At 58.3% G+C, this 24,807-nt stretch carries 18 protein-coding genes; 8 read left to right on the forward strand and 10 right to left on the reverse strand.

Annotated features, from left to right (window positions below; all coding sequences use genetic code 11):
• The first annotated feature begins 51 nt into the window (after positions 1–51).
• Positions 52–2,559: an acyl-CoA dehydrogenase gene (locus tag SIC15_RS19530; protein WP_412536745.1), complete on the forward strand. Its 2,508-nt coding sequence runs from the start codon at positions 52–54 to the stop codon at positions 2,557–2,559.
• A 15-nt stretch (positions 2,560–2,574) separates the two neighbouring features.
• Positions 2,575–3,057 carry a tRNA (N6-threonylcarbamoyladenosine(37)-N6)-methyltransferase TrmO gene (tsaA, locus tag SIC15_RS19535; protein ID WP_412536746.1) on the forward strand — a complete coding sequence of 161 codons (483 nt, stop codon included), beginning with the start codon at positions 2,575–2,577 and terminating at the stop codon, positions 3,055–3,057.
• On the opposite strand, the gene SIC15_RS19540 is transcribed toward tsaA, so the two are convergent.
• Positions 3,051–4,010: a LysR family transcriptional regulator gene (locus SIC15_RS19540; RefSeq protein WP_069182324.1), complete on the reverse strand. Its 960-nt coding sequence runs from the start codon at positions 4,008–4,010 to the stop codon at positions 3,051–3,053. The two genes, tsaA and SIC15_RS19540, sit on opposite strands and share 7 nt — an antisense overlap.
• A 329-nt stretch (positions 4,011–4,339) precedes the next feature.
• On the opposite strand from SIC15_RS19540, the gene SIC15_RS19545 reads away from it, so the two are divergent.
• From SIC15_RS19545 to SIC15_RS19570, 6 genes are all read left to right on the forward strand, one after another.
• Complete coding sequence (locus SIC15_RS19545; RefSeq protein WP_412536747.1) at positions 4,340–5,221, forward strand: DMT family transporter; 882 nt, start codon at positions 4,340–4,342, stop codon at positions 5,219–5,221.
• 606 nt (positions 5,222–5,827) lie between these two features.
• Positions 5,828–7,882 (forward strand): penicillin acylase family protein, encoded by a 2,055-nt coding sequence (locus SIC15_RS19550; RefSeq protein WP_412536748.1) that lies wholly within the window; start codon positions 5,828–5,830, stop codon positions 7,880–7,882.
• A 153-nt stretch (positions 7,883–8,035) separates the two neighbouring features.
• Positions 8,036–9,577, forward strand: coding sequence for an IS21-like element ISSpu5 family transposase (gene istA / locus SIC15_RS19555; protein WP_053114397.1), 1,542 nt, complete (start codon positions 8,036–8,038; stop codon positions 9,575–9,577).
• An 11-nt stretch (positions 9,578–9,588) separates the two neighbouring features.
• Positions 9,589–10,344: an IS21-like element ISSpu5 family helper ATPase IstB gene (gene istB / locus SIC15_RS19560; protein ID WP_008170042.1), complete on the forward strand. Its 756-nt coding sequence runs from the start codon at positions 9,589–9,591 to the stop codon at positions 10,342–10,344.
• Between the two features lie 29 nt (positions 10,345–10,373).
• Positions 10,374–10,982, forward strand: coding sequence for a penicillin acylase family protein (locus SIC15_RS19565; RefSeq protein WP_412536749.1), 609 nt, complete (start codon positions 10,374–10,376; stop codon positions 10,980–10,982).
• 483 nt (positions 10,983–11,465) lie between these two features.
• Positions 11,466–12,416 (forward strand): DMT family transporter, encoded by a 951-nt coding sequence (locus tag SIC15_RS19570; RefSeq protein ID WP_136629915.1) that lies wholly within the window; start codon positions 11,466–11,468, stop codon positions 12,414–12,416.
• Here the strand turns inward: SIC15_RS19570 and SIC15_RS19575 are convergent.
• The 9 genes from SIC15_RS19575 to SIC15_RS19615 form a co-directional block, all read right to left on the reverse strand.
• Positions 12,373–12,828, reverse strand: coding sequence for a hypothetical protein (locus SIC15_RS19575; protein ID WP_136629916.1), 456 nt, complete (start codon positions 12,826–12,828; stop codon positions 12,373–12,375). The two genes, SIC15_RS19570 and SIC15_RS19575, sit on opposite strands and share 44 nt — an antisense overlap.
• A 151-nt stretch (positions 12,829–12,979) precedes the next feature.
• Positions 12,980–13,564 (reverse strand): gamma-glutamylcyclotransferase, encoded by a 585-nt coding sequence (locus SIC15_RS19580; protein WP_136629917.1) that lies wholly within the window; start codon positions 13,562–13,564, stop codon positions 12,980–12,982.
• 36 nt (positions 13,565–13,600) lie between these two features.
• On the reverse strand, positions 13,601–14,224 hold the full coding sequence (locus tag SIC15_RS19585) for a MarC family protein (protein WP_088826543.1): 624 nt from the start codon (positions 14,222–14,224) through the stop codon (positions 13,601–13,603).
• A gap of 115 nt (positions 14,225–14,339) precedes the next feature.
• Positions 14,340–15,293: a transglutaminase family protein gene (locus SIC15_RS19590; protein WP_291904757.1), complete on the reverse strand. Its 954-nt coding sequence runs from the start codon at positions 15,291–15,293 to the stop codon at positions 14,340–14,342.
• Between the two features lie 10 nt (positions 15,294–15,303).
• A complete protein-coding gene (locus SIC15_RS19595) occupies positions 15,304–17,730 on the reverse strand; it encodes a circularly permuted type 2 ATP-grasp protein (RefSeq protein ID WP_412537638.1) in 2,427 nt (808 codons plus the stop codon).
• A 167-nt stretch (positions 17,731–17,897) separates the two neighbouring features.
• A complete protein-coding gene (locus SIC15_RS19600) occupies positions 17,898–21,200 on the reverse strand; it encodes a DUF2126 domain-containing protein (protein ID WP_412536750.1) in 3,303 nt (1,100 codons plus the stop codon).
• A 35-nt stretch (positions 21,201–21,235) separates the two neighbouring features.
• Positions 21,236–22,174, reverse strand: coding sequence for an alpha-E domain-containing protein (locus SIC15_RS19605; RefSeq protein ID WP_136629921.1), 939 nt, complete (start codon positions 22,172–22,174; stop codon positions 21,236–21,238).
• Between the two features lies 1 nt (position 22,175).
• Complete coding sequence (locus SIC15_RS19610; protein WP_412536751.1) at positions 22,176–23,636, reverse strand: circularly permuted type 2 ATP-grasp protein; 1,461 nt, start codon at positions 23,634–23,636, stop codon at positions 22,176–22,178.
• A 14-nt stretch (positions 23,637–23,650) separates the two neighbouring features.
• Positions 23,651–24,709, reverse strand: a complete 1,059-nt coding sequence (locus SIC15_RS19615) for a putative zinc-binding metallopeptidase (protein ID WP_412536752.1) — start codon at positions 24,707–24,709, stop codon at positions 23,651–23,653.
• Positions 24,710–24,807: the final 98 nt, after the last annotated feature.

Consider the following 24,807-nt stretch of genomic DNA (forward strand, 5'->3'; position numbering starts at 1 on the left):
ATGGTTAAAGTTGATTCTGAGCGATTGCATTCACGATACGGAGGTCTCCCCATGAGTGTTCTTCTCCTGCTGGTCAGCGCCCTGGTGCTGATCTATCTGGGTATAGGGGGCAGCACAGCCGCTGCCGTCATGTCCATTGCCACCGTTGTGGGCCTGTTCCAGGATGGATGGCACCTGATCAGCATTCTGTGCGGCGGCGTTCTGCTGGCCCTGGCGCTGATACTGGTGATTCCCGGCGATTTGCGCCTCGACAAGCTCAGCCGCCCCCTGCTTGGCTGGGTTCGCAGCCGGCTCCCGAAACTTTCCGACACCGAAGCTGAAGCCCTGAAATCCGGCTCGGTGGATTGGGACGGCGAACTCTTCTCCGGCAAGCCCAGGTGGAACAAGCTGCTGGACGCCAAGCCGGCACACCTCACCAGCGAAGAGCAGGCCTTTCTGGACGGCCCGGTGGAGAAGCTCTGCGCCATGCTCGACGACTGGAAAATCACTCACGAGCAATACGATTTGCCAGACAAGGTCTGGAAGTTTATCCGTGAGAACGGCTTTTTCGGTCTGGTGATCCCAAAAGAAGACGGCGGCCTGGGTTTCTCGAACACCGCCCATTCCGAAATCGTGATGAAGATTTCCACCCGGAGCGTGTCAGCGGCGGTTACCGTGATGGTGCCCAACTCCCTCGGCCCCGGTGAGTTGCTGATGCATTACGGCACTGATGAGCAGAAACAGCACTACTTGCCCAGACTGGCCGGTGGCGACGAGATTCCCTGTTTCGCACTGACTTCACCAGTGGCCGGCTCCGACGCCGGCGCCATTCCGGACAAGGGCATCGTCTGCAAGGGCCAGTGGAACGGCAAGGAAGTGCTGGGGCTGAAAGTCACCTGGAACAAGCGCTACATCACCCTGGCCCCGGTGGCGACACTGATCGGCCTGGCCATCAAGGTCTACGACCCGGACAAGCTGCTGGGTGAGTCTGACGAGATCGGCGTTACCTGCGTGCTGGTACCAAGGGACACCGAGGGCGTCAATGCCGGTGCCCGCCACCTGCCCATGAACACTGTCTTCATGAATGGCCCGACCTGGGGCAACGACGTGTTCATTCCCATGGAACAGGTGATCGGCGGACAGGACATGCTCGGCAAGGGCTGGACCATGCTGCTGGAATGCCTCTCCATCGGCCGGTCCATCTCCCTTCCCGCCCTCGGCACCGGAGCCGGCAAGGTGGCCAGCCTGGCCACCGGTTCCTATTCCTACACCCGGGAACAGTTCGGCCGTACCATCAGCCAGTTTGAGGGCGTGCAGGAAGCCCTGGAGCCCATCGCCGGCTACACCTACATGATGGACGCAGCCCGGCTGCTGACCTCCGGCATGCTGGACCGGGGCGTGCGCCCGTCGGTGCCCTCTGCCGTGCTGAAATACCGCAATACCGACCTGATGCGGGAAGTCATCAACCACGCCATGGATGTGGTCGCCGGTCGGGGCGTGATCACAGGGCCTCGCAATTTCCTGGCCCGGGCTTACCAGGCGGTGCCCATCGGTATCACCGTGGAAGGCGCCAATATCCTTACCCGAAGCCTGATGATCTTTGGCCAGGGGTCCATCCGCTGCCATCCATTCATTGTTGAAGAAATTGAAGCCGCGGGTATGGAAGATGAGGACAAGGCGGCCAAAAAATTCGACGGTATCTTCTATCGTCACTTGGCCCACACCACCCGCAATGCCCTGCGAGCATTACTGCTGGGGCTGACCCGGGGCTGGATTGAATCGGTGCCACGGCAGGGCGATATCAAGCCCTGTTACCGGCAACTGGCCCGGTTCTCTGCGGCTTTCGCCCTGATGACCGACGTTACCCTGTTGACCGTTGGTGGCGGCCTCAAGGCCCGCCAGCGGCTCTCCGGTCGGATGGCCGACTGCCTGGTACAGCTTTACTACGCCACCGCCGTCATCAAGCAGTGGCATGAGGAAGGCTACCCGGACGACCAGCGGCCGCTGGTGGAATGGTGCCTGAAGACCTGCCTGAGAGACCTCCAGGACTCCATGCGCGAGGCCATCATCAACTTCCCGGTACCGGCCCTGCGCTGGCCCTTGCGCCTGCTGGTGTTCCCGCTGGGCGCCACCGGCCTGAACGGTCCGGATGACAAGCTCGGCGCAAAGGTCGCGGAATCCATCGTCAAGGACACCCCGGTACGCCAGCGCATCAGTCGCGGCGCCTTCACCACCATGGAGCCGGACGATCCGCTCGGCCGCGTACTGAACGCCTACAAACTGGCCAACGAAACGGCGGACATGCGTCACCGGCTCCACGATGCCATGCGCAACCGCGATGAGGACGAACTGGGCGGCATTGACCTGTTGATGGGCCATCAGCGCAAGGAACTGGTGGACTGGGCCTGCGCCCAGGGCGTGGTCAAGGCAGACGAATGCGACAAACTGCTGGAAGCACTGGAGGCACTCTACGATGTGATCCGCGTGGATGCGTTCGATGCCGATGGCCTGAAAGCGCTTTCACGCTGCGCCAAGGGCAAGCGCAAGGTCGTCGAACGTCCGCCACGGGAAGAGAAATAAGGTGCAGATCAGCCCATGACCGACCCCGGAGATCTGCGACCCAACGAGGAGGCCGTGGAACTCGAACCGGCCTCCGATGCCTCGCTTCGCTTCATCGGCACCATCCGCACGCCCTGGCGCGACCGCAAAGACTGCCCGCGCCAGGGCAACATCGATGGTCCGGAATGCCAGCTGGTGCTGGACCCGGTCTGGCACCAGGCCCTGGAGGGCCTTGAAAACTATGACACCATCGAAGTGCTCTACTGGCTCGACCAGAGCCGCCGGGATCTGATCCGGCAAAGCCCGAAAAGCGACGGCCGGACGTTTGGCACCTTTGCCCTGCGATCGCCGGTTCGGCCCAACCCGATCGGCACCTCCATGGTCAAACTGGTTCGCGTCGAAAAAGGAACGCTGGTTGTGCGTGGCCTGGACTGTCTGGACGGAACGCCACTACTTGATATCAAACCAGACCGGTGCGCCTTCAGCCCGAAGGCGCCGGATAAGCCGGGTGTTTACTGAGATACCTCTTCCGGACGCAAACCTGAACTGATCGCCTCTGCGACCAGCCACCGGCGAAGGAGCTGAATCCCCCTTTCACGGCGGCGGCTGGTTTTCCACGCAAAGTAGAAAATGTCGCCCGTCATGACGGAGTGGCAGGGCAAGCGCACGAAGTCGCTGGAATCCTTCCGGGTACTGAGCATGTAATCGTTGGTCAATGCGATTCCCTGGTGGAAGCGCGCGGCTTCAAGCGACAGCAGCATATGGCTTGAATGCAGTAAACGGCTCGATCGGGGCAGCTCCAGGCCCGCCTCGCGGTACCAGGCTTCCCAGTCCCCGCCCTGCCGGTCATAGATACTGTAGGTCGATAACAACGGAAACTCCGCCACCATTTCCGGCGTCAACGAGACCGATGACGGGTCACCAGCCACTTCCTCCAAGTCCAGTTCCCGACGAATCTTCTGCCAATAGTCCTGACTGCACACCGGGAACAGACGCTCCTCGTAAAGCAGCTCATAGCTGAACGCCGGCGACGTGGGTTTAACGGTAACAAAGCAATCCGCCACCCGATCCGACAACACCGGATTCTGACTGCTCATTTCCAGCGACAGATCCAGCTGAGGATGCAACCGCTTCAGATCCGGCAGCCTGGGCACCAACCACCGAACAGCAAATGAGCTGAACACCGACAGCCGCAGCAAGGACTCCTCATGGCCCAGCAACTGCTCACTGGCTCGCTCAATCTGCAGCAGCGCTGAGCTGACTGCATCCAGATACTGCCGCCCCTCATCGGTCAACGACAGCGTTCGCCCACTGCGCCAGAACAACTGCTCCCCCAGATAGGTTTCCAGCTGTTTTATCTGGTGACTGACCGCACTCTGGCTCACCGCCAGCTCTTCGGCAGCAAGGGAAAAGCTGTTGAGACGGGCAACGGCTTCAAATACGGGCAGGGCTTTCAGGGGTGGCAGCTTCATTATCTACTTTTCTAATAAGTCGTGAATAATGATCATTTTATCGGATATTAAAGCCCAAATAGAATGCCTGAGCCAGTGTCATTCCAACTTGAGATTGAGATTCGATCTCATGATACGTGGGATTACTCAAGCCCAGAGCTACCAAGGCTTCAGCCACTGTTTTAGCCGTCTCTGAAAAAGTGCCTCACAACCTTAACGTGAGACTCCGGTCTCCCAACGTCCTTTTGGCACTTGTCTTTAGGGTCTGGCATTGAGCGGTACTAAACGAAATTCACCTAGGCGCGAAGCGGACTTAAAGCCGTCGACGCCGAAACTTTAAGGGAGGCACCATGTCAGGAAAAACCGTCAATAGCGCCATACTGTTACTGGTCATCGGCAACGCTATGGCGATCATTTCCGATGTCTTTATCAAGCTACTGGAACCCGATGCCCCGATTTTCCAGTTTGCCTTCCTCCGCTGCGTCCTGACTCTGTTCATGCTCCTGCCGCTGATTGGCAAACTGAACAGGAAACACTTGTTTGCAGGTCTGAAAATCCACGCCCTTCGCGCACACATCCATCTTGCTGGCATGCTATGCATGGTAGTAGCCCTGGGCAACCTGCCCCTGGCCACGGCCAACGCGGTGTTTTATGCCGCTCCGATACTGGTGATGGTTCTGGCGGCACTGGTCTTCGGCGAACGCCTCACACCTATGAGCGTAACCGCAGTGTTCAGTGGGTTCCTGGGCATCGTGTTGATACTGAGGCCTGTCGAATTTGACTGGGCAGCCATTGCCGCACTGGGCTCAGCTTTTACCCTGGCCATCAATGCGGTGATGGTGCGCAAACTACCCAGGCAGCAGTCAACGATTCACAAGCTGTTTCTGAACTACCTGCTGATTGTTCCAGCCGCAGCGGCGTTGGCACTTTGGGAAGGCGCCAGTTGGGACGGCTCAATGCTCATTAGTGCATCAGGCTCAGCACTGTTCATCCTGGGCTACAACATGACGGTCCTGCTCGCGTACCAGCAGGTGGATGCAAATCAGGTCACCAGCGCTGAATACACTGGTCTGATCTGGGCGGTGTTGATCGGATGGGTAGGTTTCCATGAGATGCCCGACCTCTGGTTCGCCGTGGGCAGTGCCATGATCGTGGTGCCGTTACTTTTGATTGGGTTGCGTTCGCGTCAGCGAAACGATCGGATGTTACGGGCTCATCCGATGAATGGTTGAAGCCCGTAATCAAACAGTAGCGAGCGTTCGCAAAGCTGAGATGCAGCCATGTGAAAGTCTCTCGTATCAGGCTTAAATTTCCCGTTAATAGCAAGCTACTCAAGAGAGCCTGACCCTGACCCCGTATTAGGTCCACCCAGAGTTGGAAAAATCCGGCTCCAACTGCTTCGGTTTTCTTCGTGAAACCGCTTGTTCTTTACGACTACGACTTGAATCCGACGTCACAAGTAGATCACCACCTGCCTTTGGCTACCCTCTCGCAGACCAAAAAGTTATATGGATTATCTATATTCTATTTCGATATAGATGAATCATATCCCAGATATCTAAATCAAATATTTGTTCTCTCCCCCCGGCCAAGCACATGATTTTCTGCACAATTTGATGCAACCTAATTAATGATTAAAATCAACATTTTTAACCACCTATGAAAATCATATCCACCCTATTAACCCCCTAATAGTCTGTTTTTACTAGCTTTGAAATGATACAGAAAACGGTTTTTTATGAAAATTTGAGAATCGTCAATTTCGGTGCTAAATCTTGGTTACCTGTTTGCTTAGACAGGGAGCGACCTACCATAAAGACAAAAAAGGAAGAAGATTTATGACTTATCTAGGAAGGGGTAATTCATCATGGCTGCTAGCAGGGGCGGTTGCATTGGCATTAACAGGGTGCAATGACAGCGACTCCCCTGTGAGTCCACCGCCGGATGAAACCGAAACTTCGAACACCACGATTAAAAGAGACAACTACGGTGTTCCGCACGTTTACGCGGACAGCACCTATGGCCTTTATTACGGCTACGGCTACTCGCTTGCACAAGACCGACTGTTTCAAATGGAGATGATCAAACGATCTGTTCTTGGCACAGTTTCGGAAGTATTAGGTGCAGATTATCTGCCTCTAGATCGGTCCTCACGCTCAGGATTTGATCCAGATTCGATCAAGAGTCAGCTGCAAGAGCTCTCCGAAGAAGATCTCGATATCTTCAAGGGCTACGCTGACGGGTTTAACAAGCGAATCGAAGAGGTCAATGCGAACCCTTCAGAGCTACTTCCTAAACAGTTTACAGATTTTGATTTTACGCCGGAAAAATGGACAGCTTTCGACGTAGCCATGCTCTACGTTGGGACCATGGCAGGGCGTTACTCTAATAGCTCCAGTGAAATTCGAAATTTGTCATTACTCAAAGAGTTACAAGCCGAATTAGGCGATTCAGATGGGCTCGCCATGTTCAACCAGCTTCGCTGGCTTGAAGACCCTCTAGCTCCCACCACAGTTCCGAGACAACCAGGTGTGAACAGTTTCGGAAGTGCTGAAATTGAAGAAAACGAAGAACTCATGTCCTCCACCGAGGGAGTGCAAGAACGCCAAGCAGTTTACGACTCTCTGGCTCCGGTCTCAGAAAGCCTTCTTACGGCCTCCAGCCTCCAAGAAGCAGCATTCAAGGGGATTGTCGCCCCCGAAGATAGACCAGTGGCCAGCAATCTTTGGATCATAGGCCCTAATCGAACCGCAGACGGTTCGACCATATTTAATAATGGTCCACAGTTCGGTTGGTTCAATCCAGCATACACGTATAGTATCGGGCTGCATGGAGCTGGTTATGACGTCACGGGAAATACCCCTTTCGCCCTCCCTGTTATCTTATTTGGAACAAACAACCAGATCACTTGGGGCGCAACTGCTGGTCCATTGGACGTGAATGACTATTACCAATTGGAACTCAACCCATCCAATCAGTATCAATATTACTTTGATGGCGAATACCTCGACATGGACAAGCGAACCGAGGTGATTAGAGTAAAAACTGATGAAGGGTTTGAAGAGGAAACGCTAGATATCTATTACAGCGTTCATGGTGTAGTCACCAGTTTCGACTCAGATAACAATACTGCCTATGCATTTAAGCGCAGTTGGAGTGGGTATGAAATTCAGTCTCTCATGGGCTGGATTCATTCTATGAAAGCTCAGAACTGGGATGAGTGGCTCGCCGAGGCCGAAGACGTCGCCACAACCATTAACTGGTACTATGCTGATGTCGAGGGAAATATTGGATATGTCTCCCCTGGCTACCTCCCCATCAGGCCGGAAAGTCAGGATATTCGGCTTCCAGCCCTAGGTGATGGATCCATGGAATGGCAGGGCATTCGTCCATTCGATGAGGTACCGAAGACTTATAACCCTGGTCAAGGCTACATCGTAAACTGGAATAACCAATCCACCCCCGGTGAAGTAGGACTTGGCGATGGTGCCAACTGGTCTGCCGTGGATCGAGTGAATGAGTTTATCGATCGCATTGAGGCAAAACCTGTATTGACGCCAGACGAGGTCTGGGATCTGAACCGGCAAACAGCTCTGTCCGACACCAATGCACGTTACTTCATTCCGTACATTGTCGAGTCAGTTCAGGAACTGCCAAATGATGATCCAGTGAGGCTGGCAGCAGACTCACTTTCTGAATGGTCCATGCTAAACACCAATCCGGATTTTGATGGCTTTTACAACGAGCCTGAAGCAACACTGTTCCGAAAATGGCTAACAATCGCTTATGACGCCGTTCTCGCTGACGACATCCCGCAATTCGCATATTCATCTAATCCAGGGTATCCAGTAGAGACCGCTGGGGTGCGTATTCCAGACCAAGGTTGCCACTGATTCCAGACGAAGCCTGCCACCCATTCCACGCGAAAGCTGCCACTGATTCCACGGCAAAGCTGCCACCCTGGCAGGCTGCCTGATTTCCCCATCAAAACGTCCGGCGCGGGATAACTAACGGTACTCTGCTCCTTTTCATCCGGAGAGGGCCAGATGCCAGCGATGAGGTTATCCATGCGTAAAATCAAAGAAGTCCTTCGCCTCAAGTGGGAGCGAGGGCTGAGTAACCGGCAGGTTGCCGCAGCCTGCGGCATCAGTCGCCCCACTGTGAGCGAGTATCTGCGGCGTGCTGCTGAGGCGGAGCTTGGCTGGCCGCTGCCAGAGGATCTGAGTGAAGCCCAGCTGGAGCAACGGCTGTTCCCGCCACCACCGGATCTGCCGGCACAGGCCCGAGGCATTCCGGATTGGAAGCGAATCCACGATGAACTCCGGGGCAAGAACGTCACCCTGTTCCTGCTCTGGCAGGAGTACCGGGAAGCCAATCCGGATGGCTACCAGTACAGCTGGTTCTGCGAGCACTACCGGGCCTGGCAGGGCAAGCTGGATCTGGTGATGCGTCAGGACCACCGAGCCGGTGAAAAGCTGTTCGTGGACTATGCTGGGCACACGGTGCCCGTCATTGATCGCACCACCGGTGAGATCCATGAGGCGCAAGTCTTTGTGGCGGTGATGGGTGCGTCCAATTACACCTACGCCGAGGCCACCTGGAGCCAGACCCTGCCGGACTGGATCGGCTCTCACATCCGAGCCTTCGAGTTCCTGGGCGGCGTGCCGGAACTGGTGGTTCCGGATAACCTCCGTTCCGGCGTCAGCAAGGCCCATCGCTACGAGCCGGATCTCAATCCGACCTATCAGGATATGGCTAGCCATTATGGCGTGGCCGTTGTCCCCACACGGGTTCGCAAGCCCCGTGACAAGGCCAAGGTGGAAGGTGGCGTATTGATCGTTGAGCGCTGGATCCTGGCGGCCCTGCGCCATCGTCAGCACTTCTCCCTGGGGCAGCTCAACGCCACCATCCGTGAGCTGTTGGAGAAGCTCAATAGCCGCCCCTTCCGCAAGTTGCCCGGGTGCCGGCTTGATCACTTCAAACAGCTGGACCAGCCGGTTCTACAACCGCTACCCGCCGAGCCGTATGTCTACGCCGAGTGGAAAAAAGCCCGGGTACACATCGACTACCACGTGGCCATCGATGGGCACTACTACTCGGTGCCCTACACCCTGATCAAGAAAGAGGTGGAGGTCCGGATCACCCACAACACCATCGAATGCTTCCACCGGGGCAACCGGATCGCCAGCCACCGGCGTTCGGATCAGAAGGGTCGGCATAGCACCATCGCCGCTCACATGCCGGAGTCCCATCGCCAAGCCGGCGAGTGGACCCCAGAGCGACTGACCGCCTGGGCAGCCAAGACTGGACCGGCAACTGAAAAGCTTATCCGTACCGCGCTGGGGGCAAGAAAGCATCCGCAACAGGCCTATCGGTCCTGTCTGGGCATTCTCCGGCTGGGCCAGAGCTACGGCGAGGCACGATTAGAACGTGCCTGCCAACGCGCCCTGATGCTGGGCAGTTGCCGATACAAGAGCATCGAATCCATCCTCAAGCACCGCCTGGATGAGCAGCCCCTGGAAGAGCAACAAGAACTGGCCTTACCCGACACACACGACAACATCCGTGGCCCCGCCTACTACCACTGAAGGAACCTGACATGCTGAAACATCCCACGCTGGATAAGCTCCACGCCCTCAAACTGACCGGCATGGCCGCCGCCCTGGCGGATCAATCGGCCACCCCCGACATTACCGACCTGAGCTTCGAGGAGCGCCTTGGCCTGCTGGTCGACCGGGAAATGACGGAACGGGACAACCGACGCATGAGCAGCCGCCTGCGCCGGGCCAAGCTGCGACACGCCGCCATCCTCGAAGACATTGATTACCGGAACTCACGGGGCCTGGATAAAGGGCTTGTCCAGAGTCTGGCCAGCTGCCAGTGGGTGAAGGAACACCTGAACGTGCTCATCACCGGCCCGACTGGCGTCGGGAAAACCTGGTTGGCCTGTGCTCTGGCACACAAGGCCTGCCGGGAGGGTTACACCGCCCAGTACGTCCGCCTGACCCGGCTGCTACGAGAGCTGACCATCGCCAAGGGCGATGGCCAATACTCAAAGCTCCTGACCAGCCTGGCCAAGGTCGACGTGCTGATCCTGGATGACTGGGGGCTGATGAAGCTGAGCGCGGAGAACCGGCGGGACTTGCTGGAGGTGCTGGAAGACCGACATGGCCGGCGCTCCACCATCGCCACTAGCCAATTACCCATCGAGGAATGGCACGGCATCATCGGTGACGCCACTCTGGCAGATGCCATCCTGGACCGGCTCGTACACAACGCCTACAAGATCAATCTGCGGGGCGAATCCATGCGAAAACAGCAGGCAAAGTTGACGGGCACTGAGACTTCGGAGTAAGAAGAGAAACCCCGCGTCGCTACGCTCCGATGGGTGGCAGCCTTGCTCCGGTCCGGGTGGCAGGCTTCACGTGGAATGGGTGGCAACCTTCAGCGGTTTACGCAGCTGGGGGGAGCGTTCGCCCCGGGCAAAGTAGTAAATACCTATATAACGCCTTACTCGGTGAAGATGCGGGGGTTACACAGACTTTCGATTTCTTTAATGGAGCAACTTATGACGAAAAACTCACGATCGTAAGGGAGTCGCTCGTAGAGGCAATATCTCAGCTGGAACAGGAATTTGGCACGGACCGAGCCACTTGGCTCACGCCTGCGGCCGTTCATCGTTTCAGTACTCGTAACTTCTTGGGTGTGCCTCAAGCTAACCAGTCCGAACAGTTGGAGCTCCCAACGTACATGAATCGTGGTACCCAGAATCATCAGGTAATATTCGATGACTCGGGCAATACCGAGATGTGTACAGTTGCACCTCCAGGTCAAAGTGGCTTCGTTGCACAAGATGGCACCAAAGGCCCGCATTATGATGATCAGCTGATTCTATTCCGGGATTGGGGCTGTAAGGCTGAATACCTGAACCCTCAGGGTGTCGACGAAAACAAAGAATCAGAAATACAGCTTGAGGTAAGCCGCGTTCAATAACGTTTAGCTCACTCAACGTACTAGATTCTTTAAGATCCGGAAGGGGCTCCATAGATTTGGGGCCCCTTCTTAATTACTGTCACTCCGAACTTAAACATCCACAGGTAACACAATTAACGCTTTACCTCCCTTCTTTTCGGTGCTAAACCTGCCTCCTTGGCTCGATAAGCTGATGTTTTAATTTATCTTTTTCGGAAAATCTCATGCTATCCGTGGAAAACCATGAGAAATCTCGCCTAATCATGGTCACCTCAAATTCAATTTTTGGTGACCCCACCGCAAGTATCTGATTTCAAAGACCTCTTATTCTCACCTTAGCGTTGGACTGACATTAGGGGAGCCCGGGCAGCAAATGGCTTCCGAAAATGCTCGGAGCCATGGAAGGCGAGGAGCAAGCGTACATGGACGTACTCGCAGCGGTTTTCGGAAGCCATTTGCTGACCGGGCTCGTGCACCCAGAGTCGTAGAATTGAGGAGAAAAACATGTCAGGAAAAACCGTAAACAGCGCCATCCTTCTGCTGGTGATCGGCAACGCCATGGCATTGATCTCTGACGTATTCATCAAACTGCTTGAACCCGGCGCCCCGGTGTTCCAGTTTGCTTTCCTGCGCTGCCTGATCACCCTGGCCTTCCTTTTACCGCTGGCCAAACAACTGGACCGGAAAAACCTGTTCGCCGGCCTGAAAATCCACACCTTCCGGGCCCACGTTCACCTGGCTGGAATTCTGTGCATGGTGATCGCCCTGGGCAACCTGCCCCTGGCGACTGCCAACGCCGTGTTCTATGCAGCGCCCATCCTCGTGATGGTGCTCTCGGTATTCCTGTTCCGGGAAAAGCTGACTCCACTGAGCGTCACCGCTGTGTTCAGCGGCTTTGCCGGCATCGTGCTTATCCTTCGGCCGGTGGAATTCAACTGGGCGGCCGTGGCGGCACTCGCCTCAGCCTTTGCCCTGGCCATCAACGCCGTACTGGTGAGGAAACTGCCGAAACAGCAGAGCACCGTCCACAAACTATTCCTGAACTACCTGCTGATTCTGCCAGCGGCTGGTGCCCTGGCCTGGTGGGAAGGTGCCGAATGGGATTCGGGCATCCTGATCGGCGCCATGGGCTCGGCGCTGTTCATTCTGGGCTACAACATTACCGTGCTGCTGGCCTACCGGCAGGTGGATGCCAACCAGGTTACCAGCGCCGAGTACACTGGTCTGATCTGGGCCGTGGGGATTGGCTGGATCTGGTTCGGGGAAGTGCCCGACCTGTGGTTCCTGGCGGGCAGCCTGATGATTGTTGTGCCGTTGCTGCTGATCGGGTTGCAGCACCGGCGCAGGGAACCGCCCAGGGGATTCAATCCGGCCCCTGAGCAACAGGAACCCAGGGGCCGGGAGGCGTCATTCAGTGCCGGGAAGATTCGATTAGCACATGAGTGTCGTGAATGATACGACCGATCCTGGCCTCCGGTGGCAATCCGTCACCGTAGCCCAGCTTGATGCGGTAATGGCCCGAATGGTGGCGATGCCAGTCACGCCGGCGGTCATAGCGGTCACGATAGACATCGCGCTTGTGTTTCTTGCCCCAGTGACGCTTGTCAGCGTGATGTCTGTGGCGTTTGTGGTACTTGCGGTCCCACTTATGCTGCTTGTGGTGCCGGGGCTTGTGATGATGCCGATCATAACGGTCGTCGCGGTAATGGGCCTGCAGAAACTTTCTCTGTTGGCCCGGGGGCAGGGCATTGCCCCGCTCATGGTGCTTTTGCCAGCCATGACCACGGCGGTCATCGTCGTCGGCCATCACCGGAGCAGATCCCATCAGGAAGGCCGTTATCAGACTTCCGATCAACAATCGTTTCATGATGATTCTCCCGTTCGGTTAAGAGACGGATCTTGCAACCGGACCCAGTGCCGGATGCCTCTGAACCCAGATTATCGAACCAGGAGAGAATGTCAGTGCCCCGGGGCGGGCTTTGCAGGATCTTTACGAAATGCCCGATCTGCTTGACGTTCTAGTGTCCCTTCGTGTCGTTTTCGAAGGCAGACTTCAGGTGGGATTCAATGGCAAAGGTGTGGGGACAATCGGCACCAAGGGCGCGGAGCGATTCAGCGAGCCGTAACAGATACTCGGCATTGGGACCACTGGGCCCCGAGGCAGAGGCTATTTGTCTGGCAATATCGGCGTCCGGCGCATGGCCTAGGAAGGCTTCGTTGTCTTCGGTGGCAATGTACACCAGACCCTCGGCATGGCTGCCATCATCGAAGGTAAGCCGGGTGCTCAGGCGCAGATACCCGTTCTTTTCCCGGACATCCAGATGTTCGAACACATTGGGCGACACCCGGAACGCCATACCCTTGCAGACGGCCTCCGGCGTTTCTATGAGGGTTACCACCCTTCCAGGCGCTTCGGGGGTTCCCCGGTGATCGTGTGACCCCTGCCAGAACCGCCGCTCCCAACCCCGAATCGACGCCGGGCGCTGCTCAAGAAAAGGAAAATCGACCTTATAGATCAGGGAACCATAGCCGAACAACCAGACCGACTCGACACCGGAAAAATCGTGCCTTTTGCGATTATGTTCAATGGTATTGGCAGACATCAGACATCCTGCAGCAAAAACGGACCGCCGAATACTTTAGGTGGAGGCAATAAAACCGGCAATACCCGTCAGGACAATTTCCGCAGCCATGGCCGAAAGAATCAGACCACTGATCTTGGACATGATGTTCAGGCCGGTTTTACCCAGAACTTTCTCAAGGTAGCCGGACAGGTGCAGCAGAACCGCCAGGATTAGCAGGCTGGATACCAGCCCCAGGAGCCCGCCTGCCACTTCGGATACCCGATTGAGCTCGGCGCCATACACCATGATCGCACCAATGGTGGCCGGACCAATCATCACCGGAATCGCCAGAGGCACGACGGCAATGTCATCGCGATCTTCATCGGGCAGCCCGGTGGCGTGATTCCGGGTACCACTGGTCACCAGGCTGATGGCGGTCAGGAACAGCAGGCTACCGGCACCGATCCGGAACGAATTCAGGGTAATGCCGATGGCGCTGAACAACAGCGGGCCGGCAAAAAACAGAATCACGCCCATCAAAAAGGCCGAAACGCAGGCTCGGCGAATAATCGATGTCTTCTCGGTTGCTGGCAGCCCCCGGGTCAGCGCAAGGAACATGGTCACCACGAAAAAAGGCGCCAGCAGGAACAGGAAGCGAATGGTGCTGCTGATGTAAGTCGAGAAAAACGTTTCAATCATTCCGTGTCGTCCGGGTGCCATCGAAAGCCAGCAAGCATAGCTTGCTACGCGGCACTCTGCCGTAAGGAAGTGAACGTATGGATAAGCTTAACCACAGCCGGACGGGTGAATTCGGTTAAGTCGACAGTTCTTCCAGATAGGTTTCGCCGTCGCCGTACAGTGAGGCGAACTCTTCCTCGGGCACCACGGTCACGGCAATCTCCGGTTCATGTTCACCGCCGCCCAGCAGCACGCCCCGCATCGGTGTGATATCGGAAAAGTCACGGCCCCAGCCGAGGGTGATGTGTTCCAGATCCGGCCTCAGGGCATTGGTGGGATCCAGCTCCAGCCAGCCAAAATCCGGTACGAACACAGCCACCCAGGCATGGGTGGCATCGGCGCCAACCAATCGCTCCTTGCCCTCGGGCGGATGGGTGAGGATATAACCACTCATGTAGCGGGCAGCCAGGCCTACCGATCGCAGGCAGGCAATCATGATGTGGGAGAAATCCTGGCAAACGCCTCGACGGGCCTTGAAGGCCTGTTCCACCGGGGTAAAGGTTTCCGTTGCCGAGGCATCGAACTTGAAGTCCCGATGGATCATCCGCATCAGGGCATCTGCCGCCTCCACCAGGGGCCGGCCCGGAAGAAAGGCCTCTCGTGCGTAGGCGGCATACTGGGAATCAATGGGCACGTTGGTGGAGACAAATCGGAACGCCGTGGCCTGAAGATGGTCCGGCGGGAACTTCCTGTCTGCACGGTACCGCAGGCTATCGCGCACGGCCTCCCAGGGCACCTTGGCAGCCGCAGCCGAGGGCTTCGGCCGGTCGCGCAATTCCACCCAGAACTCGCTGACGATCTCCAGGTACTCGTGGTCACCGGTGAAATGAATCTTGGTGATCCGGTTGCCGAAGCAGTCGAGAAACGAGCGCCGTGCCGACGGCTCCGGCGAGATCGCCAAGTGGTGCTCAAGGTTTCTCTGCCACGGAAGCGCCCGTGGCGTCAGCCTCAGCAAATGATGGGACTCCCCCACCACCTGGTCGTACTGGTACAGGGTCTCATGACGCACATGGTAACGGACAAATGTCATGACAGCCCCCTCAATCCGGTTTCACAGGCCGGTCCGAATACCGGGTGTGAATGAAACACTGCCGCTGGATTTCATCCGATACACGATAGGCCTCCGACCGGATCTCGTACAACAAATCCGCCAGAACCTCGCAGGCTTTGTCCGGTCGTTTACGCTCAAATGGATGCAGATCAAGTGCCTGGAGACGCTGAAGTGATTCGTTCAGGTCCGGGGGGAAGAGTTGGCCGGTTTTCCGGCTCATCTCCGGCAGATCCTTCTGTAGCTGCCGCAGCTGGAACATCACCGAATGGGGGTTGCTCGCGTCGATCACCAGGGTATGAATAACGCCCAGCAACTCCGGTGTCCGACGGTATCGGGTCCGATAGGTCACTTCCGAGTTGGCCACTTCCAGCAGCCACTCCAGCATCGCCTGACGGCTGAATCTGTCGCTCAACAACGGCACGCAGATCAGGGTACAGAGATTGGCAAGGCGCTCCAGGCGCCGACCGATCACCAGGAAAACCCAGCTGGCATCCCGTGTGATGTCATCCATGGCGAAGCCGGCCAGGGAGATACAGTCCAGCAACACCAGATTCAACGCCCGGATGGACTGGTCCGGGGTGGTTGGCGCCGGTCTCAGGGGCTTACCCACCCGATTAAGCGTGTGCCAGTTGTCGGAGGACAGCCGATCCCGAACCTGGCTGGCATTGAACAGCAGCGCCTGGAGGATGGCCGCGATCGAACCAGGGGATGTCACGTCGCTCACCGCCCTGAGCAACACGTCTGGAAGCGGCTCGGGTACCGCGTCTTCTTCAGGTTCCGGGAGAGTTCCAAACTGCTCGGCCGCCTGCTGGAGCCCGAGCAGGGCTTCCTCGCTGGCCTGGTCGTGCCCCGACAGGCGGTTGAAAGCCGCCCGCAACAACCGGGCGGTACCCTCCGCCCGCTCGGAGTGCCGGCCCATCCAGAACAGGTTTTCGCCCACCCGCGAGGGCGTGTCCCGCTCTCCGTCCAGCAGGTCGGAAACCTGCAGACGTTTCTTGATAAGCGATTTGGAGGGTGCCGTATAGCGAGCCTGCACCCAGGTATCCTTTGAAAGTCCACCCCGCTGCATGGAGATGACTTCCACACCCTCATCCATGGCCACCCGGGTCAGCCCACCGGGCATGACCCGCCAGCCCGAAGGCGTGGCTGCCGCGAACAGCCGCAAGCCGATAGACCGGGTTTCCAGTGGCTGGTTCGGGTCTCCCTTCCAGACCGGTGCCTGCGACAGGTGCACCAGTTCCTGCCCGACGAAGGCATGGGGATGGGCGTGCATCTTCTTGATCAGCGCCTCCCGCTCGGCACCTTTCACCTGATAGCCGAATACCGGTTCCATGCGCATGCTCGCGAACGCTGGCTTGATCACCAGTTCGTCCAGGTGCTCGATCACATAGTCCAGGGCCGGTTTCTCACCACACCACCAGGACGCCACCGATGGCATGACAAGAGACGAGCCCAGCAATTTCTTCGAGATCTCGGGCAGGAAGCCGAACAACGCGGCACTCTCGAGAACGCCTGATCCCAGGGCATTTGCCATCAGCACCTTGCCTGCCCGCACCGCACCCAGCAGCCCGGGAATACCCAGCACCGAATCGGCGCGAAGCTCCAGCGGATCACAGAAACCGTCGTCCAGCCGGCGATAGATGGCATGCACCCGGCGCAGGCCCTGGAGGGTTTTCAGGTAGACGGTGTCATCACGCACGGTCAGATCCTGGCCTTCAACCAGGGGGAACCCCAGATAACGGGCCAGGAACACGTGTTCGAAATAGGTTTCGTTGAACCGCCCGGGGGTCAGAAGCACGCAAAGCGGCGATTCGGTTCCGGCTGGCGACATACCCGCCAGGCTGTTCTGAAAGCCCTGGAAAAACTCAGAAAGGTTGGTCACCGGCAGGTTGTGGAACGGCGCCGGGAACGCCCGGGAAATCACCAGCCGGTTCTGAAGCGCGTAACCAGCCCCGGAAGGCGCCTGGGTTCTGTCCGCCATCACCCACCAGCCACCGTCCGGCGCGCGCGCCAGATCCACGGCGTACAGGTGCAGGAAACGGCCACCCGCAGGCTGGATACCCTGGCAGGGCCACTGGAAGCCCGCCTGTCCATAGACCAGGGCCGGAGGCATAAGCCCTTCTTTCAGAAGCGACTGTTCGCCATAAAGATCGGCCAGAACGCTGTCCAGCAGCTCCGCCCGCTGGGCGACGGCTTTCGAAAGCCATTGCCATTCATGAGAACCCAGCACCAGCGGCAGCAGGTCCACTTCCCACGGGCGGGTATCGCCACGAGGGTCTTCGTAGACGTTGTAAGTTACGCCATCCTCGGCGATGGCGTTGGATACTGCCTGGGCCCTGAGGTTGAGGCCGGCTACTGACTCCAGGTTTAGCTGCTGCAACAATGGCCGCCAGTGGGATGGCGGCACGGAGCCCATGGAGCCAAGCTCATCGAACCGATGCGGCACCGGGTGGTACTGGCGGAGGATGTCAGTTACTGCGCGCTGCTTCGCCACCGTGAATTCAGGCTCCGTTGGTCAGTGAGCTGGAAGCATAGCCGCTTTACAGTCCCCTGAGCCAGTATCAAACGGTAAGTTCCCACATGTTATTTGTGATACCGCAAATCCAGGGTGAACGGGAACTCTCGGTGCTCCGGCACCGGCCGCAGGGGTTGCTGGCCTGAGCTGTGGCCCATCCGGAAGAAACGGGCCATACGGCGGCCTTCAGCTTCGAACGAATTCACCGGCAGCGTCTCGAAATTCCGGCCACCGGGATGGGTCACGTGATACTCACACCCGCCCAGGCTGCGTTCATTCCAGGTATCCACGATATCAAACACCAGCGGCCCATCTACCCCGATGGTAGGGTGCATGCACTGCGACGGCTGCCACGCCCGGTAACGGACACCAGCAACCGATTCACCCACCATGCCGGTAGGCTGAAGTGGCAGAGGCACCTGATTGCAGGTGATCTGGTAGCGATCCGGCGCGGCGCCGCGCACCTTCACCTGCAAACGCTCCAGTGAGGAATCCACGTAACGGGCAGTACCGCCAATTGCGCCGTGCTCCCCGGTGACGTGCCAGGGTTCCAGGGCCGAACGCAGCTCAAGGGTGATGCCCTTGACCTTGTAATCGCCGATCCGGGGGAACCGGAACTCGAAATGGGGCGCAAACCACTCGCTTTCGAGTGGGTAACCACGGGCCTTCATATCGTCGATCACATCTTCGAAGTCCTGCCAGACATAGTGGGGCAGCAGGAAACGGTCGTGCAGTTCGGTGCCCCAACGCACCAGCCCTGGCGGCTTGTAGGGTTGCTCCCAGAAGCGTGCCACCAGCGCGCGCAACAGCAGCTGCTGGGTCAGGCTCATGCGGGCATGGGGCGGCATCTCGAAGGCACGCAGCTCTAGCAAACCGTGACGCCCGCCCGGACCGTCCGGGGAATAGAGTTTGTCGATACAGAACTCGGCTCGATGGGTGTTGCCCGTGACATCCGTGAGCAGATCCCGGAGCAAGCGGTCCACCACCCAGGGCGCGACTTTCTTGCCCACCGGGCAGAGCCGCTCCATCTCCTTGAAGGCCAGCTCCATTTCGAACACATGGTCGTTACGGGCCTCGTCAATCCTGGGGGCCTGGGAGCTGGGGCCGATGAACAGGCCGGAAAACAGGTAGGACAGACTGGGATGGTTATGCCAGTAGCTGATCAGGCTACGCAACAGATCCGGGCGCCGCAGGAACGGAGAATCCTCGGCCTTTTGCGAACCCAACACAAAATGGTTGCCGCCACCGGTGCCGGTATGACGGCCGTCCATCATGAACTTCTCGGACGTGAGCCGGCATTCGTAGGCGTCTGCATAGAGCGTCTCGGTCTGTTCAACCAGCTCATCCCAGGTCTTGACCGGCTGTACATTCACTTCGATCACCCCCGGGTCCGGCGTGATGCGGAAATGACTCAACCGTGGGTCGGAGGGTGGCTCATAGCCTTCCAGCAAGACCGGTTGCTTGAGCTCTGCGGCGGTCTTCTCGATGGCCGAGACCAGCGCAAGATAAGGCTCAAGCTCCGCCAGCGGCGGCATGAAAACGCGAAGGATGCCATCCCGGGGCTCCACACAAAGGGCCGTTCGGACAATCTCGGGTGCTGACTTGCCTTTGACAGGTGGCTCCAGCTCCGAAGACGGCTGGCCAGCCTGGCTGTGGCTGTTCCACTGACGGATCTGTTCGCTGACAGGCAAGGGCCCGCGAGGGGCAAACGGGTCCTGTTCGTGGATCCAGGGGTAATCCGCTTCTTCCACCCAGGGTTGACTGTCCAGGGGCAGCCGGTGGCCCATGGGGGAGCCGCCCGGAATCAGGTAGCAACGCTCACTGCGCAGGAACCAGGGTCCGGTCTCCCAGGCCTTCTCCTTTTCGGAAACACGCAGTGGCAGCACGTAGCCGACGGGCTCATCCAGACCCCGGCTGAATATCTGCTGAAGCTGCTTCCGCTCAAGGGCATTCTCAAGCTTGGCATCAAAGGGATCGACGTTGACCGGCAGCCGTCGTTCCCGCCAAAGGTAATAAAAGGCATCCTCGAACCCCGGGAACAGGTGCTTTTCATCGACACCCAGTTCCGTCGCCAGGGCCGACAAAAACCGGTGAGCATCTTCCGGGCCTGCCTTGCCTTCCGTGCGTTCGTCCGCCAGCCAACGCTCGTCATGCCAGATCGGCTCGCCATCCTTGCGCCAGAAACAGTTCAGTGACCACCGGGGCAGCGGCTCTCCCGGGTACCATTTGCCCTGGCCGAAATGCACCAGCCCACCGGCACCATAGCGGTCCCGCATCCGGTGGTAGAGCTCAATGGCCTTCTTGCGCTTTGTGGGGCCCATGGCCTCGGTGTTCCACTCAGGCTCATCACGGTCGTGATTGGCCACGAAAGTGGGTTCACCGCCCTGAGTCAGACGCACATCGAGCTCGGTCAGGCGCTGGTCCACCTCATGCCCCAGATCCACAACGCGTTGCCACTGCTCCTCGGTGTAGGGTTTGGTCACCCGCGGCGCTTCCCAGATGCGCTGGACGCCCATCTGATGCTCGAATTCGACCTCGCAGTCTTCCACCATGCCGGATATGGGCGCGGCCGAAGACGGATCCGGGCTGCAGGCCAGCGGAATGTGACCTTCCCCGGCAAACAGGCCAGACGTGGGATCCAGTCCCACCCAACCGGCGCCGGGCAGGAAGACCTCGCACCAGGCGTGCAGGTCAGTGAAGTCTTCCTCCGCGCCCGAGGGGCCATCCAGTGCTTTCAGGTCCGCCTTGAGCTGAATCAGGTAACCGGAGACGAACCGCGCTGCCAGCCCAAGGTGCCGAAGCGTCTGGACCAGCAACCAGGTGGAATCCCGACAGGATCCGGAGCCTTTTTTCAGGGTCTCTTCCGGCGTCTGCACGCCCGGTTCCATCCGGATCAGATAATCAATCCGGTTGGCTAGCCGCTGGTTTACGCCCACCAGGAAATCCACGCTGGGCGTTTCCTTGCGGTCTATGGTGGCCATCCATTTCCGGAATTCCGGTGTTTCCGGCAGTTTCTGCAAGTAAGGCGCCAGCTCCGCCGTCTGCCATTCCTCATACTCGAAGGGAATGGTCTCCGCCCGGGGTTCCAGGAAGAAATCGAACGGGTTGATCACGGCCATCTCGGCAACCAGGTCCACCGTGATCTTCAGCTCGTCCGTCTTTTCCGGAAACACCAGCCGGGCCAGATAATTGGCCTGCGGGTCCTGCTGCCAGTTCAGAAAGTAACCTTCCGGCTCAACCTTCAGTGAGTAACTGAGAATTCGGGTTCGCGCATGTGGACAGGGGCGCAAACGAACGATCTGCGGCCCCAGGGTGATGGGCCGCTCGTAGCGATAGTGAGTGGTGTGGCTCAGGGCAACGTGAATCGACATGGAACCTATCTCGCAGGCGAATAGTGTTGGGAGTTTCAGGCTGTCTCGTAGACAGGAAACCAGGTCTCTGCAATGTCGTCGTGAAGCTCACCGATCTCCAACTGCAGGTTCTCCAGGAAAAGGATCACGTCCTCCTTGCGGATCAACGCATCCACGTCGCCTTCACGGGTGTGACGGACCGCCTGCAGCGCCGTGCGCAGCGGAATCTCGTTCCTCGGCAGGCGGTCCAGGGCACCGGCGACCTCACTGAGACTATGCAGCACAGATCTCGGGAACGGCTCGTTCTGCAGCAGGAAGCGAATAACCAGGGGCCCGCTGACCTTGCGCCGCACGTTATGGCGGTACATCTGGAAGGCACTCTGGTAGCGCAGAACGCTGGTCCACAGCAGCCCGCCATAGGTTTCCGTACCGTCCCAGCCATCGAGGAACTGCAGGGCGCCCACTTCAATCTGACGGGTGGCCATGTCTGCCCGCTCAAGGTTGCGACCCACCCGGATGAAGTCGTAGCCCTCGTCGTGACTCATGCAACCGGCCAGCAAACCATTGAGCATCTGGCAGCGACCGACGATCTCGTTCAGGAACTCGTACCGCGCCCGTTTCCCCACCCCCTGGTCGATGTGCTCCTGGATGTAGCGGTACAGTTCATTGATGACTTCCCAGGCGTCGGTCGGCACCTGGTCCCGGGTGGTGCGCACATTCTCCCGGGCAGCCTTGATGCAGGAGGCGATGGAACTCGGGTTGTAACTGTCGGCCATCAGAAACTTCACACAGTTGCGCTCATCGGCCTTCTGGTGGTGCTGGTCAAACAACGCGCCCATGCCCGTTACCGCCACCAGCCCCTTCCAGGACAGCTGGGTCTCCTTGGGCATATCCAGCGCCAGGGAATTGAAAGCCATGATCATCCGGGCGTTGTTCTCGGCCCGTTCAAGGTATCTGGCCATCCAGTACAGTCTTTCCGCTACACGTGACAGCACATCAGTTCTCCTCGTCCACGATCCAGGTATCCTTGCTTCCACCGCCCTGGGAGGAATTCACCACCAGGGAGCCCTTGCGCATCGCTACCCGCGTCAGCCCGCCGGCCGTTACATAGGTTCGCACGCCCTGCAACACGAACGGCCTCAAATCCAGATGCCGTGGCGCCAACCCCTCGTCGCACAGGGTGGGCGCCACCGACAGGCTCAGCGTGGGCTGAGCGATGTAATTGCGCGGGTTCTTCTTGATCAGGCGGGCGAACTCGGTGCGTTGCTTCTTGGTGGAATGCGGCCCCACCAGCATGCCGTAGCCCCCGGATTCGTTCGCCGGCTTCACCACCAGCTCGTCGAGGTGCTCAAGCACATACTCCTGATCCTGCTTGTTCACGCACATATAGGTGGGCACGTTCGGGATGATCGGCTCCTCATCGAGGTAGTAGCGGATCATGTCCGGCACGAAGGCGTAGATCACCTTGTCATCGGCCACGCCGGCACCGGGCGCATTGGCAAGACCAACCTTGCCGTTGCGCCAGGCCCGCATAAGCCCTGGTACACCAAGAGTGGAATCCGCCCGGAACACCTCGGGGTCCAGGAAGTCGTCATCAATTCGGCGATAGATCACATCGACACGCTCCAGTCCCTCTACCGTGCGCATGTAGACACAATCGTCCTCACCCACCACCAGGTCGGCTCCCTCCACCAGTTCGGCGCCCATGCGCTGGGCCAGAAAGGAGTGCTCGAAATAGGCGGAGTTAAAAATACCCGGCGTGAGCACCGCAATCCTGGGATGGTCCTGTGGCCGGGGCGAAATGGACGCAAGCATGTCGAACAGCTGGTTGGTGTAGTCATCCACCGGCAGGATGCTGGTGTTGTCGAACAGCTCCGGGAACACCCGCTTGGTCAGTTGGCGGTTCTCCAGCATGTAGGAAACGCCCGAGGGAACCCGCAGGTTGTCCTCCAGGACATACACCTTGCCGTCCTTGTCCCGTACCAGGTCCGATCCGCAGATGTGGGCCCAGACCCCCAGGGGTGGCGTAAAGCCCCGGCACTGCTCGCGAAAGTTCTTGGAGTTGGCGAACACGTACTTGGGGATCACCTTGTCCTTGACGATGTTCTGATCGTTGTAGATGTCGTTGATGAACATGTTGAGGGCGGTCAGGCGCTGGGCAAGTCCCTGCTCAATGATCTCCCACTCGCGGAGCGAGATCACCCGGGGAATGATGTCGAACGGCCAGGCCCGGTCGATATTCTCGCCCTCACTGTAGATGGTGAAGCTGATCCCCATCTCCAGTATCGCCAGCTCGGCCGCTTGCTGGCGTGCCTGGATTTCCTCTGAACCGAGATTGCCCAGGTAGTCGGTAATCGCCGTGGCCGCGCGTCGGGGCTTCCCCTTTGCAGCGATCAGCTCATCGTAGAAGTCATTTGGATCGTAATTTTTCCAGTCTATCGATTTGTTCTTTTTCATTTGGGGTCCTTTCGTTAACCACCGCGTGCTATTCGGTGCACCAGACGGAGCTTTTCGACCACCGGAGCTGCCAGCACGAAGGGGTAGGCGTCCTCGTGCCCCATGCTCCGGTTCAGGCTGTTGAGTGCGAGCGTGAGGGGAAACCAGTGCTTGATCAGCGCATCGAAGTCGTCTGCCTGATAGGGATCAAAGGCAGGATCAAGTTCACTGCGCGTCGGGCTCTGTTCGGCATGCAGTCGCAGGCCGAACTGCCAGGCCGTTTCCAATGTGTCCACCATATGCAGGTAGTGTGCCCAGGTCTCGGCCCAGTCTTCCCAGGCATGGCTGCTGGCGTAGGCGCTGATGTACCAGCTTTGCCAGTCACCCGGCGGACCGTACTGGTAATGCTGGTCCATCGCCTGTTTATAGTCTCTGGTGTCATCGCCAAACATCTCCCGGACCGGCCCGAGCCATGGCCCGGACCGGACCAGCAGATCCCAGTAGTAATGGCCGGATTCGTGGCGGAAATGCCCCAAAACGGTGCGATAGGGTTCAGCCATCTGGCTGCGCATCCGTTCCCGTTCCACCGGGTCCGCCTCGGCAATGTTCACAGTGATCACGCCATTGGCATGGCCGGTTTTTACCTTCGACCGCTCGTCAAACATCGCCGGCTGGTCGGCCAGAAAATCGAATGCCATGCCGTACTGATCTTCGTTCCTGGGTTCGCAGGGCAGCTTGAGACGCAGCACGGAATACACCAGGCGCCGTTTTTCCTTCTCAAGACGGCGCCAGAGATCCTGATTTTTGGGGACACTGAGATCGGGAATAGTGCGATTCAGGCGGCAGGCAACACAGAAAGCGTGAGGGTCGGTCAGAGGGATCAGCCAGTTGCAGGTGCCCTGGCTCTGGTAGTTGCCACAAAGCCGGTAAAGATCGCCCCGGGCGACTGCCGCCCAGGTGCCATCATCTTTTGGCTCGATAGCCAGCAAGTCCATAACATCGGGTGCAAAGCCGAGGCCAGACCCGCAACTGGTACAACGACAGTTTTCAAAATACAGCAGGTTGGCGCATCGGCCGCAGTGAAACAGCTTCATCGGGGGACATCCTTGGCCGATACCGGCAAGACCATTGCTTCAAGTATTGGCCATTCGGGCCAAAACGCAACTTAACTACCGCGAAACCCGACCGGATG

It is taken from the genome of Marinobacter sp. MIT932201 (genome assembly GCF_047123295.1).
Taxonomy (GTDB): Bacteria; Pseudomonadota; Gammaproteobacteria; order Pseudomonadales; family Oleiphilaceae; genus Marinobacter; species Marinobacter salsuginis.

Excerpts from the sequence above, each read along its gene's own strand:
- SIC15_RS19610 (WP_412536751.1), bottom strand. The coding sequence starts at position 23,636 with ATGAAAAAGAACAAATCGATAGACTGGAAAAATTACGATCCAAATGAC.
- SIC15_RS19595 (WP_412537638.1), bottom strand. The coding sequence starts at position 17,730 with ATGGGCTCCGTGCCGCCATCCCACTGGCGGCCATTGTTGCAGCAGCTA.
- SIC15_RS19545 (WP_412536747.1), top strand. The coding sequence starts at position 4,340 with ATGTCAGGAAAAACCGTCAATAGCGCCATACTGTTACTGGTCATCGGC.
- SIC15_RS19530 (WP_412536745.1), top strand. The coding sequence starts at position 52 with ATGAGTGTTCTTCTCCTGCTGGTCAGCGCCCTGGTGCTGATCTATCTG.
- SIC15_RS19570 (WP_136629915.1), top strand. The coding sequence starts at position 11,466 with ATGTCAGGAAAAACCGTAAACAGCGCCATCCTTCTGCTGGTGATCGGC.
- istA (WP_053114397.1), top strand. The coding sequence starts at position 8,036 with ATGCCAGCGATGAGGTTATCCATGCGTAAAATCAAAGAAGTCCTTCGC.
- SIC15_RS19590 (WP_291904757.1), bottom strand. The coding sequence starts at position 15,293 with ATGACATTTGTCCGTTACCATGTGCGTCATGAGACCCTGTACCAGTAC.
- SIC15_RS19575 (WP_136629916.1), bottom strand. The coding sequence starts at position 12,828 with ATGAAACGATTGTTGATCGGAAGTCTGATAACGGCCTTCCTGATGGGA.
- istB (WP_008170042.1), top strand. The coding sequence starts at position 9,589 with ATGCTGAAACATCCCACGCTGGATAAGCTCCACGCCCTCAAACTGACC.
- SIC15_RS19600 (WP_412536750.1), bottom strand. The coding sequence starts at position 21,200 with ATGTCGATTCACGTTGCCCTGAGCCACACCACTCACTATCGCTACGAG.
- SIC15_RS19550 (WP_412536748.1), top strand. The coding sequence starts at position 5,828 with ATGACTTATCTAGGAAGGGGTAATTCATCATGGCTGCTAGCAGGGGCG.
- SIC15_RS19540 (WP_069182324.1), bottom strand. The coding sequence starts at position 4,010 with ATGAAGCTGCCACCCCTGAAAGCCCTGCCCGTATTTGAAGCCGTTGCC.
- SIC15_RS19565 (WP_412536749.1), top strand. The coding sequence starts at position 10,374 with ATGGGTGGCAGCCTTGCTCCGGTCCGGGTGGCAGGCTTCACGTGGAAT.
- SIC15_RS19615 (WP_412536752.1), bottom strand. The coding sequence starts at position 24,709 with ATGAAGCTGTTTCACTGCGGCCGATGCGCCAACCTGCTGTATTTTGAA.
- tsaA (WP_412536746.1), top strand. The coding sequence starts at position 2,575 with ATGACCGACCCCGGAGATCTGCGACCCAACGAGGAGGCCGTGGAACTC.
- SIC15_RS19580 (WP_136629917.1), bottom strand. The coding sequence starts at position 13,564 with ATGTCTGCCAATACCATTGAACATAATCGCAAAAGGCACGATTTTTCC.
- SIC15_RS19585 (WP_088826543.1), bottom strand. The coding sequence starts at position 14,224 with ATGATTGAAACGTTTTTCTCGACTTACATCAGCAGCACCATTCGCTTC.